Annotated in this window: 9 protein-coding genes; 6 read left to right on the top strand and 3 right to left on the bottom strand. The window is 50.5% G+C overall.

Features of this window, described 5'->3' with window-relative positions:
• Together ICL55_RS02535 and ICL55_RS02540 are read right to left on the bottom strand one after the other, a co-directional pair.
• The gene (locus ICL55_RS02535; protein ID WP_188094464.1) at positions 1 to 732 is read right to left on the bottom strand and encodes an RNA polymerase sigma factor; all 732 of its coding nucleotides are present in this window, start codon (positions 730 to 732) and stop codon (positions 1 to 3) included.
• A gap of 151 nt (positions 733 to 883) precedes the next feature.
• On the bottom strand, positions 884 to 1,363 hold the full coding sequence (locus ICL55_RS02540; protein ID WP_188094465.1) for a hypothetical protein: 480 nt from the start codon (positions 1,361 to 1,363) through the stop codon (positions 884 to 886).
• Positions 1,364 to 1,470: 107 nt separating this feature from the next.
• Here ICL55_RS02540 and ICL55_RS02545 point away from each other — a divergent pair, with 107 nt between their 5' ends.
• The 5 genes from ICL55_RS02545 to ICL55_RS35365 all read left to right on the top strand — a co-directional run bounded on the left by ICL55_RS02545 (position 1,471) and on the right by ICL55_RS35365 (position 10,025).
• On the top strand, positions 1,471 to 2,397 hold the full coding sequence (locus tag ICL55_RS02545) for an alpha/beta fold hydrolase (RefSeq protein ID WP_188094466.1): 927 nt from the start codon (positions 1,471 to 1,473) through the stop codon (positions 2,395 to 2,397).
• Positions 2,398 to 3,150: 753 nt separating this feature from the next.
• Complete coding sequence (locus tag ICL55_RS02550; RefSeq protein WP_188094467.1) at positions 3,151 to 6,411, top strand: SusC/RagA family TonB-linked outer membrane protein; 3,261 nt, start codon at positions 3,151 to 3,153, stop codon at positions 6,409 to 6,411.
• 12 nt (positions 6,412 to 6,423) lie between these two features.
• Positions 6,424 to 7,896, top strand: coding sequence for a RagB/SusD family nutrient uptake outer membrane protein (locus ICL55_RS02555; RefSeq protein ID WP_188094468.1), 1,473 nt, complete (start codon positions 6,424 to 6,426; stop codon positions 7,894 to 7,896).
• A 20-nt stretch (positions 7,897 to 7,916) separates the two neighbouring features.
• Entirely contained in the window at positions 7,917 to 9,830 is a 1,914-nt protein-coding gene (locus ICL55_RS02560) for a CocE/NonD family hydrolase (RefSeq protein WP_188094469.1), read from the top strand.
• A gap of 72 nt (positions 9,831 to 9,902) precedes the next feature.
• Entirely contained in the window at positions 9,903 to 10,025 is a 123-nt protein-coding gene (locus tag ICL55_RS35365; protein WP_281392402.1) for a hypothetical protein, read from the top strand.
• Between the two features lie 657 nt (positions 10,026 to 10,682).
• Here the strand turns inward: ICL55_RS35365 and ICL55_RS02565 are convergent.
• Complete coding sequence (locus tag ICL55_RS02565) at positions 10,683 to 11,201, bottom strand: GNAT family N-acetyltransferase (protein ID WP_188094470.1); 519 nt, start codon at positions 11,199 to 11,201, stop codon at positions 10,683 to 10,685.
• 100 nt (positions 11,202 to 11,301) lie between these two features.
• Between ICL55_RS02565 and ICL55_RS02570 the strand changes: the two genes are divergently transcribed.
• Complete coding sequence (locus ICL55_RS02570) at positions 11,302 to 12,108, top strand: hypothetical protein (protein WP_188094471.1); 807 nt, start codon at positions 11,302 to 11,304, stop codon at positions 12,106 to 12,108.
• Positions 12,109 to 12,125 lie beyond the last annotated feature (17 nt).

Below are 12,125 nucleotides of genomic sequence, written 5' to 3' on the forward strand. Positions count from 1 at the left end.
TTATTTCAGTGTGTTGATCATATTAAAATAAAGGTCGACAGACAGTGGGCCGATGAGGGAGCCTTTTTTGTGCATGGACAGGCAGGCATCCTGCGCAGGCAGGGCACGGAGCGATTTGATATGCAGCAGCATCAGCAGGGAGAAGGCGGCGGACAATATTTTGAGGGCGGAGCCCAGGGTATTGTAAGCCGTTTTGGTGGTGATACCGGTGCGACGGGCCACTTCCTCCATGGGCAGGCCATCGAAATAGCGGAGTTCCACCAGTTCTTTCTGGCGGGGCGTGAGTTGTGCGATAGCCCTGCGTACCCTGTCCCGGAGCTCTTCGGTTGTTTGTACGGCCACAATGCGGGCTTCGTAGGAAAGCTCATAAGGGGCGGCGGTGGCGAAAGCGTCGGCGGCGGCATCGGTCTGCTGCGACTGGCGGATGCCGGCAAATATTTTCCGGCGCAGGTAAGTAAAAAGGTAAGACTTCACATTGCGAACGGTGTTCAGCTGGTGGCGTTTGTCCCATATTTCCAGGAAAACATCGTTGATGGCGTCTTTGGTGAGTTCTGCATCGCCACAGCTGCGGATGCCATAATTGACCAGCGACAGGTACATTTTTTCGTACAGGGCCACCAGTGCTTCCTGATTGTTCTGGCGCACTTCGTCCCATAGCAGGGTATTGGCGGTATCCGCCTGCGGTTGGCCGGCAGTGGGCTGATCGCGGAATGTTACTGGTTCATTGCTCATCAGGAGAATTGTTCAGCTGTTTGACAGGATGGCTGGTTGATCCTGTTTCATGTTCACGTGGTAACAGTTAGTGACTTTGGTTGTTTTTGTTCAGACAGGGAAGGTAGTAATAATTCAGATAGGATCAATAACAGGGGAAAGGAAGCCTCTTTTATTTGAGGCTTCCCGCGATGTAGGTGCAATAATCTTTGTATTTATCCTGGTCGGCCGCCGGGTAAATGATCATGATGGTCTGGAACACATCTGAATCGCCACCCATATAGTCAATTTTGCGTTTTACGGTCTTGCAGTACACGATTTCGCCTTTGTTGTTGGTACCGGAATAAATGTAGTAGTTGGGCTTGATGACCTTATAAACCACTTTAAGGTCCCTGGTCGCCGACTGGAAGTTGTACTTCAACGGGTCCGTACCTGGCTGAACATTGTCGTCGATGTCTGCCGGGTCCATTGCCAGCTGGCCGAAGGCGTATATCTTGGCCGTGCCTTTGGGGGCCGAAAACGTTTGTCCGTCACCGTTCCCTGATTCTCCGTTGGCTTTAAAATCATCCGGGTACTCCATACAGAACTGGAAGCGGTTGTTGCAATACTTTTTCCCCGGGCCGGTTGTAAAAGACAGGCACAGTATTGCCAAAAGAAGGGAGGTTACACAAATTGTAGCTTTCATAATAAATGTCTAGAGCGCAAATGTAAGGCGCTTTTTTGCTACTTTCGCCCGGTAAAAAATCCCTTTCCTGTTTCATGAAACAAATCCTTACCGCTTTGTTATGCCTGGTATTGTGCCGGACGCATTCCCAGACCTTATATGTAAAGACTTACGGTAACCCTACAGACAAGCCGGTTATTTTCCTGCACGGAGGTCCGGGGTACAATGCTGCTTTTTTTGAGGTAAGCACCGCAGCCCGGCTGGCCGATAAAGGTTTCTTTGTGATCGTTTATGACCGCAGGGGCGAGGGCCGTTCGCCGGACAGCGCCGCTCAGTTTACTTTCCGGGAAGCGTTGGCCGATATCGATGGTTTGTATAAAACGTACAAATTGAAGAAAGCCGTTTTACTGGGACATAGTTTCGGCGGGGTGCTGGCCGTTAAGTTTGCAGCGAAAAATCCGGCGGCGGTAGATGCCATTGTATTGGCTGATGCGCTGCTCGATGCACAGGAAACTTACCGGACCATTTTGGCAAAAGTGAAGGGTATTTATCAGGAGAAAAAGGACAGTATGAGCCTTCGTTATATCGGGATGATCGAGCAAATGGATACTGCCGGATTGGCATATAACTCTTATACGCTGGGGCATGCGATGATGAATGGTTTGTATGGACCGGCGCATCCATCCGAAGAAGCGAAGGTGATCTACCAGGAAACGAAGAAGGATTCCGTGGTGAAAAAATATGCCAGCCAGATGACGCGGTTGGCGCCCACGGGCTACTGGGAGCATGAACATTACACCACTTTGAATGTGCTGCCGGACCTCCAAAAACTGGTGTCAAAGAGAATGAAAATTTATGCAGTCTACGGAAAAGAAGACGGGCTGTTTTCTGAAAAGCAGGTGGCCGATATGACGGATATCATTGGGAGCGGCCGGGTCGATTATTTGGCGGGAGCGGGGCATAATGTGTTCGCTGATCAGCAGGCAATTTTTCTCCAGGACCTCAAAAAATGGCTGAAATAGGCCGTTTTTTATGTAGTACTTAATAAAAATGCAGGTTTTTTAGACCTGCATTTTTTTATATCTGGTTGATAAGATGTGTGTATTTTAACTATCAGATTATCAATTGTTTTACAGAAAATGTTTAAAGTAAAGTGAAACTTTAGATAACACCCGTAATTTTCGTACGTGCTGTTTGTCAGACCCCTGGTCTTACCCCTGTTTCAGCGAAAACGAGATCGCCCAGTTCTTCCACGGAGTTCACAGTAACGAGTGATACGTGTTCCATCGGCAAAGGTGAAAATAACCATCGGGGCCCACTCGCTACTACCCCAAATGCTGACCCTCCGATTTCGATTTTATACGACCTTTTTGCCGGCTGAAAAATGAATCCCAACTCCAGTAATTTATCATGACTGATTGCGGTCATCGTGTATATATATTTTCACGAATATAATAATTTAATTTAAAATGATAATCACCAGCGAAAGAATTTAAAAATACAGGAGCGGCATAGCACAAGAAAAGTTAAAAGTCTATTAATTTGGTAGACTAAAAACTTGTGACTACTTTTATCGCGCTTACAGCATTATCATCGCACTGCTGACAAAAGGGCAGCAGTGGGGGCAACCGGAATCGAAAAAATTGGTTATTTTATTATTTAATTATTTAATGTTGTGTGATAGGCAAGTTGGCCTATTTTCCTTTTGAGCCTGCCTGAATAGTCAAAAAAATGGCCAAATAACCAAATAATCAAATCGCAAAATAAAGTTACCTATGGACTTATTTTACATTAATGCACGTAAGCGGACATGGGCTATCCTCCTGTTGATACTGACCCTTGTTTCCCCGATGTTTTTGCTGGCGCAACAACGTGCAGGCGTAAGCGGTACGGTACGCAACGACCGCAATGAAGTCTTGCCGGGCGCTTCTGTCACCGCCATCAATACGGCTACCGGCACCACCACCTCCACGCAGACCAACGCGGCCGGCGTGTTTCAGTTTCCCAATCTGCCTTCCGGCGGACCTTACACTTTCCGTATCACCTTCATCGGACTGGAGCCCCAGGACCTGCCGGGCTACACCCTCAAAGCAGGATCACCGCTGCAACTCAATGCCGTCCTCAAAGAGTCGGCTTCCTCCCTCAATCAGGTAGTGGTGGTAGGCTACGGCGTGCAGCGCCGCCGTGAGGTGACCGGCGCCGTGTCCTCTATCCGCGCAGCGGAGCTGAAAGACCAGCCGGTATCCAGCTTTGCCCAGGCGATAGCCGGTAAAGTGGCCGGGGTACAGGTGATACAGAATAGCGGCGCTCCCGGCGGCAGCCTCAGCGTCCGCATCAGGGGCCTTAACTCTATTTCCGCCGGCACCGACCCGCTCTACGTCGTAGATGGGTTCCCATTGTCCAACGACCTGAAGAACCTGCAAGGCACCACCGACGTCGTGGGCATCACCGGACAGGCCTCTTTCCAGAAATCACCGGACCCGCTCAGTACCCTCAACAGCGACGATATCGAGTCCATCGAAATCCTCAAAGACGCTTCCGCGGCCTCTATCTATGGCTCCCGCGCTTCTAACGGCGTGGTGCTCATCTCCACCAAAAAAGGAAAAAAAGAAGGTCCGCCTTCGTTTAGCTATAACGCCTACGGCGGCTTCCAGCAGGTCAGCAAAAAGATCAGGATGCTGGACGCTTACCAGTGGGCCAAACTCTCCTATGATGCTAAAAACAACGCCTACCTGGATGCCAGGCCCGGCGGCAGCATCAATGACGATAACGCCACCCGCGGTAACTCTAACTTCCAGATTGCCCCGGAAATATTGCCATACCTCAAAGGGGAGCAGGGACTGGTAAACACCGACTGGCAGGACGCGGTATTCCGCACGGCGCCGATACAAAACCATACGCTCTCCGCTTCCGGCGGTAATGATAAGTTCCAGTATTACATCTCCGGTAATTATCTCGATCAAAAAGGTATTGTGATCGCTTCCGGGTATAAAAGATATGGGGTAAGGGCTAATCTCACTGCCCAGCTCACCTCCCGGTTGAAAGTGGGCATCTCCCTGAACCCCACCTTCGATCATTATGATCTGATCAACAGTGAAGGCCCATGGACATTTGACGGTATCCTGAGCAACGCCCTGAAGGCATCGCCCATCTTCCCCGTTTATAACCCTGATGGCTCGCTGGCCACCAACAAACAAAACGTGTGGGCCTACGGCTACTCCGGCGGTGAAAACCCGGTGGCCCTGGCCACCCAGATTGAAGATAAACTGGACCACGTACGCAACCTCGGGCATATCTATGGTGAATACACGATTATTAAAGGGTTGACTTTTAAGACCTTCTTCGGCACCGATATCAATTACTTCAATCGCAACTATTACCGGCCTTCCACACTAGGCAGCTATAAGCCCATCCAGCAGGCGGCGCCCACCGTGCCCAAAGGCTCCGCTCAGACGGCGCAGTCGGTCAACTGGCTCTGGGAAAATACGCTCAACTATCACTTTGAAACGTCCAAACACCGCTTCGATGTGCTGGCAGGGTATACCTCCCAGAAAAATACCACCAAAGCCAACGAAACAGTGGGTACCGGCTTCCCTAACGATGCCGTACATACGATTAATGCGGCTACCATTACCAGCGGCACCTCCAACACCTCGCAATGGTCGCTGTTGTCGTATCTGGGCCGTATCAACTATAATTACGACGACAAATATTTTGTGAGCGCCAGTCTGCGCAGTGACGGTTCATCCCGTTTCGGGGCCAACAACAAATGGGGGTATTTCCCCTCCGTGTCCGGTGGGTGGCTGATCAGCAATGAAGCTTTCTTTAAAGTGCCGGTGATCTCCGAGCTGAAAGCCCGCGTGAGTTATGGTACTTCCGGTAACTTCCAGATCGCTAACTATGCTTCCTATGATCTGCTGGCTTCCAATAACTATGTCCTGGGCAGCGGCAACGGCAACGTGGTCAACGGTGCGGGGCTTTCCCAGCCGGCCAATCCGGACCTGACCTGGGAAAAAACGGTGCAGTTCAATGCCGGCCTGGACCTCGGCCTCTTCCAGAACCGTATCTATCTGAGCGCAGATTATTATAAGACCACCACTTCCGATCTGCTGCTGAATGTACCGGTACCTTTCAGCTCCGGTTTTGTCACCGCCCTCAAAAATGTGGGCAAGGTGCAGAACAGCGGTGTGGAGTTCGGTCTGACGACCCGCAACCTCACCGGTGCTTTCACCTGGAATACCAATTTCAACCTGTCGGCCAATAAAAATAAAGTGCTGCAGCTGGGACCGGGCAACGCGCCCATTCTGTCGGATGGCGGCAACGGTACTATCTCTCAGCTGTTTATCACCGCGGTGGGCCAGCCTATCGGCAGTTATTATGGCTATGTGAACGGTGGTGTGTTTAGCAACCAGGATGAAATCAACAATTACCCGCATTACGCCACCGCCAAACCAGGCGATCGCCGTTTTGTGGATGTGAATGGCGATAAAAAAATCGATGCCAACGATCGTACCACTATCGGCAGCTATTTCCCTGATTTTATCTGGGGGATGACCAACGAATTCCGGTATAAGGGCTTCGATCTGGCCATATCCCTGCAAGGGGTGCATGGCAACGAGATCCTGAACCTGCAGCGCCGCTTCATCTTTAATATGGAAGGTAACGCCAACCAGATGGCTGATGCCCTCTCTTACTGGAAATCGCCACAGGACCCCGGCAATGGTAACGTGATGCGGGCCAACCGCGTCACCAACGCCAACAGTGCCCAGATCAGCTCCTTCCATGTGGAGGACGGTTCGTTTGTGCGGCTGCGTAATGTGACCCTCGGCTACACCTTCAACAAAAAACTACTGGGGAATCGTGTCAACGCGCTGCGTGTATACGTGTCCGGACAGAACATTTATACCTGGACACATTATACCGGTTACAACCCCGAAGTAAACGCCCGGCCCGACAGCCCGCTGTCGCAGGGAGAGGACTACGGCACCTATCCGTTACCCAAAACCTTTATCGCCGGTTTAAATCTTTCATTCTAAAATCAGGGCTATATGAAGCATCAATATATACTACCGCTTTTGGGCATGCTTACCTTCAGCGCCTGCAGCAAGGATTTTATCAATCTCACACCGCAGTCGAACCAAACCACGTCTACTTTCTTTAAGACCGCTGCTGATTTTGAACAGGGGGTGAATGCCGTCTATGACGGTTTGCAGAGTACCCAGACGTACGGCAAAACTTACTATTACCTGATGGAAGTGCGTAGTGACAACACCGATATCTGGGACCGGGGAGCGCTGGCAGGCGTAGCGTCGCAGGTCGATTTCTTTACGGAAGTGACCACCAATCCTTTTATCAGTGATGGTTATGCCGGCGCTTATGTGATCATCACCCGCGCCAATGCTGTGCTGGGCCAGATCGATGGTTCCGCTATCCCTGACGCCTCCAAAAAACAATACAAAGGAGAGGCATTGTTCCTGAGGGCGTTGTCTTATTTCAACCTGGTACGGCTATACGGACCGGTGCCGCTGGTCACCAGCATGGAAACCACTTCCCTGGCGCTGAATCATAAGCGGAATGCCACCGCAGAGATATATGCGCAGATAGAAAACGATCTGCAAACCGCCGCGTCGCTGCTGCCGGCCGTGTATGCTAACGCTAACGACTATGGGAGGGCTACCGCCGGCAGCGCCTTCGGCCTGTTGGGCAAGGTGCTGGTGACAGAGAAAAAATGGACCGATGCGCTGAATGCCCTGAAGAATACGGCCAGCGGCTATAGTCTGCTGAACGAATATGCAGACCTGTACAAACCCGCCAACGTGGTGAACCCGGAAATACTGTTTGCCGTACGTTTCAAAAAAGGGCTTAATCCCTCCGAGGGCAACAACTACTTCGCCGACATGGTGCCGGTGTCTTTCTATTATAATGGCGTGCAATATGGTGGTTCCAACAACAACCGGCCTACCCATGATCTGGTAGCGACCTACGAGCCGGGAGACAAACGCCTGGGAGTATCGCTGGATACCACTTATAATAATAGTCCCACCAATGTAGTCAAAGGCAACTATGTAAAAAAATACCTCGATGTGCCCGGCGCTACCAACGATGGAGGCAGCAATTTCCCGGTGCTCCGTTACGCAGATATCCTGCTGTTGCAAGCCGAAGCCCTGAATGAGCAGGCCTATAGCGGCGCTAATGGTCCCGGAACGGCCTTTGGTTTCCTGAATGCCGTCCGCAAAAGAGCGGGGCTACCGGAGAAAACAGCGACCGAGCTGCCGGACCAGGCTAGTTTCCGCGATGCTGTTTTCCGTGAACGGCGGGTGGAGCTGGCGTTTGAAAATGACCGCTGGTTTGATCTTGCCCGCAGTACTAACGGGGTAGCGGTATTGCAGGCACATCTGAAGCAGGAATACAATCTGGCCACGCCGGTGTTGAACGCCGACCGCCTGTTGTTTCCCATCCCGCAGAGTGAAATCAATATCCATAATGATCCCGCCAACTTCCCGCAGAACAAAGGGTATTAAAGGCGGATAAACGAGAAACCATGAAACATGCTTATTCAGGTATACTGTGCGTGTTGCTGTCACTGACAGCCGCCGCACGGTCTGCCGCAGACTCTGTATGGGTTCATTCCCACTATGTCAAAAAAGAACAGTATATCCGTATGCGTGATGGGGTGCAGTTGTTCACTACCATCTACCAGCCGCTCGACAGCAGTGAGCGGCATCCGGTGTTGATGACCCGGACGCCCTATTCCTGCGCCCCTTATGGCAAGGAACTGTCGCCCAGGTTGTGGAATTCTTACTGGAACACGTACGCCCGTGAGGGTTATATTATTGTCATACAGGATGTGCGTGGCCGTTGGATGAGTGAAGGACAGTTTACCAATATCCGTCCGTTTAATCCTGATAAGAAGGGCGCTGATATTGACGAAGCCAGCGACACCTATGATACCATTGAGTGGTTGTTACATTATGTGTCACATAACAATGGCAGGGTCGGTATTTTCGGTATTTCCTATCCCGGGTTTTATAGTACGATGGGGGCTTTGAGCGGGCATCCGGCACTGAAAGCGGTTAGTCCGCAGGCGCCGGTGACAGACTGGTTCCATGGTGATGACTTTCATCATAACGGCGCTTTTTTCCTGATGGACTGTTTTAATTTTTATACCAAAGGTTTCGGTTATCCTCATCCGCATCCGGTGTCTGTAGCGCCGGTACAGCAGTTGCAGTTACCTTGCGCCGATAATTACCAGACCTTCCTGCAGATCGGCACCATCCCTAATTTTACGAAGCTGACCGGCGACAGCCTCGCTTTCTGGAAAGAGATCATATCCCATCCCAATTACGATGACTGGTGGAAGGCCCGCGATCCCCGGCAGCACGTAGGTAGGATACAACCCGCCATGCTGGTCGTCGGTGGCCTTTTTGATGCGGAAGATTGTTACGGCGCCTGGAATCTATACAAAGCTATTGAGCAGCAAAAGCAGTCCGCCCATTTCAATAAACTGGTGATGGGGCCGTGGTATCATGGTCAATGGGCTTCCACCGATGGTTCCCGGCTGGGTAATGTGCAATTTGGCGACAACACCGCCGCCTGGTATCAGGAGCATGTGGAAGTGCCGTTTTTTAATTACTATCTGAAAGAGAAAGGCTCGCTGACGGACCTGCCTGAGGCCACCATCTTTTTTACCGGTGAAAACCAATGGCGCCAGTTTACCGCGTGGCCTTCGCCGGAGGTACAGCACAAACCGTTGTATTTTCAATCGGGCGGTGCGCTGAGATGGGGCCTTCCCGCAGCCACGGACCGTACTTACAGTGAATACGTCAGTGATCCGGCCCATCCGGTGCCATACACCGGCGATATACACTATATACGTACCCGTGATTACATGACCGATGACCAGCGGTTTGCTGCCCGTCGCGCCGATGTGTTGACTTTTGAAACGGAGCCGCTTACCGAGTCGATAACGTTAGGAGGAACTGTTACCGCTGATCTCAGTGTAAGCATTACCGGTACCGACGCAGATTTTGTAGTAAAGATCATTGATGTGTTCCCGGACGATTTCAGTTACCCTGGCGCCTCGCAGCCCAATATGACCCGCGATGCCGGCGGGCCGCATCCGATGGGTGGTTACCAGATGCTGGTGCGGGGAGATATTTTCCGTGGCCGTTATCGCAATAGCTTCGCACATCCCGTGGCTTTTACGCCCGGGAAAGTAGAGAAAATCCGTTTTGATCTGCCAGACATCGCGCATACCTTTTTAAAAGGGCATCGGGTGATGGTGCAGATACAGAGTAGCTGGTTTCCGCTGGCCGACCGGAATCCGCAGCAGTTCATTAATATCTACGAAGCACAGGAAAAAGATTTTAAGAAAGCTAATATCCGGGTGTATCATGATCCGGCGCATCCGTCGGCGGTAGTGTTGCCGGTATTGGCGAAGGGGCGTGGGGAATGACGAGGTGGGAACGATGTTGGGAGGTGCTCTTTCAAATCGGGAATTGATAAAACTGATAAACACGCTGAACCCATGAAACCCGTGAAATCCATGAAATCCATCAAACCCATCAAACCCATCAAACCCAGGGCTGAAGCCCTGGGCTACGATGTTGTTCAGGCTGTTTTAGGCCTGAAGTCAGAAGGGAATTATTGATACAATTATTTTGTTGCAAGCAGAAGTGAGGGGCTGGTTCTGATGCCTGAAGTGCTGTGCAGTGATTTTGCAGCATCCTTTTGTTATCTGCATTTTAGTGAATTTCAGGCCTAAAAACAGCCTGAACACCATGTAGTCAGAAGGGAATTATTGATACAATTATTTTGTTGCAAGCAGGATTGAGGGGTTAGTTCTGATGCCTGAAGTATTGTGCAGTGATTTTGCGGCATCCTTTTGTTATCTGCATTTTAGTGAATTTCAGGCCTAAAAACAGCCTGAACACCATGTAGTCAGGAGGGAATTATTGATACAATTATTTTGTTGCAAGCAGAAGTGAGGGGCTGGTTCTGATGCCTGAAGTGCTGTGCAGTTATTTTGCGGCATCCTTTCGTTACCTGCATTTTAGTGAATTTCAGGCCTAAAAACAGCCTGAATACAATATAGTCAGGAGGGAATTATCGATACAATTATTTTGTTGCAAGCAGGGTTGAGGGGTTAGTTCTGATGCCTGAAGTGCTGTGCAGTGATTTTGCAGCATCCTTTCGTTATCTGCATTTTAGTGAATTTCAGGCCTAAAAACAGCCTGAATAACATCGTAGCCCAGGGCTTCAGCCCTGGGAAAACGGATGCGGGACGGCGTGTCGCCGGGAATATGCATCAGATGTCCCGTTTCATCAGAATATCCATTTGTTCATCGGCGCCGAGCCGGAATATATGTTGACCGAAGGGGACAAAGCCTTGTCGGTGATAGAATCCCTGTGCCTTTTCATTTTTGGTCCATACGCCCAGCCAGATGAAGGCGGCGTTTTTCTCCCGGGCGACAGCGATGGCTTTATCGAGCAGAAGTTGTCCTGCTTTGAGTCCCTGAAACTGTTGTAATACATAGATCCGTTCAATTTCCAGTGTGTCCTGATCTTTCAGGTCTGTTTGTGCCGTGCCGGTATTGAGCCGGATGTAACCGACGGGGGTGTCTTGTTGGAAAGCGAGGTAGTAGCTGATATCGGGAGAATTGATTTCCGTGGATAGTTGTGCGGTGTTAAAATGGGTGGACAGGTGGTGTTGCATATCTTCCGGGGTATTATAGGCTTCGTAGGTTTCCCGGAAGGTGTTAACAGAAAGTGTCTGTAGTTGTGTGATATTTTCCAAAGTCGCACGAATAATATAGATAGACGTCATGATTTTCTTTTTTACAAAGATACCGAATCCCGGGGGCGGTGTCTTGTGGAGGTTGGGTGTTGTCATCGTTCTGACAGTTTCCTTTTAGTACCTTCGCGGTATGACGAGACAAGAAACCCAACTGACTGATATTGATATTCAATTGTTGCAAAGCCTGGGCCGGGTGAAAGGGCGTCGTTTGAGGCTGCTGGTATTTTTTACCCTTGTCACGCTGGTATTTGGGCTGTTGTTATTTATCCCGTCTGATACCACCGGATTTACGATTGGTGTGGGATTGATATTTCTGCTGATGTTCTCGCTTTGTTATTTTATGTGGCGGGGAGTGTGGTTGATGCGGCGGCGTAGTCAGCTCAGTATCGACAATGGCCGCAAGGGGATCGTAGATATTCAGTTGAAGGCGTTGCAGGCCAATGGCCGGGGAGGGGTGGACTATGTAGCGGATAATGGCGAAGTGTACCGGGTAGCGGTGCCACTGCCGGGTGTTTCGGTACTGGGCAGACAGTTGTCTTCCTGGCATCCGGGCGTGATTGAACAGGCCATAGGTGCTGTGGGAGAACATGTTCAGCTGCATATCAGTGTTACCGGCGTATTGTTACAGGTAAGCTATCCGGATGCATTGGCCGTTAAAGCACCGGCAGTGTTAACGGAAACGGATAAACGGCTGGTGAGTCAGTATCGTGACCGGGAGAAGGTGATTGTTATAGGTAAAATCACCGAGGTTTTGCTACCGCTGCAGCGAGGCAAAGCTACGCATGAAACGTATATCCGTTTAGGTGATACCCTGTATCTTCTGAAACCATTGCGGCAGACGGAACATCCGGTCAACCCCGGACTGGAAGTGCATTTGCATATACTTCCCGGAAAAAATGGCGAGGCTGACCAGCTGTTGTATCTGTTGGGAGCGTAGGTCCACTATAAATGATA

It is taken from the genome of Chitinophaga varians (assembly GCF_014529945.1).
Classification (GTDB): domain Bacteria; phylum Bacteroidota; class Bacteroidia; order Chitinophagales; family Chitinophagaceae; genus Chitinophaga; species Chitinophaga varians.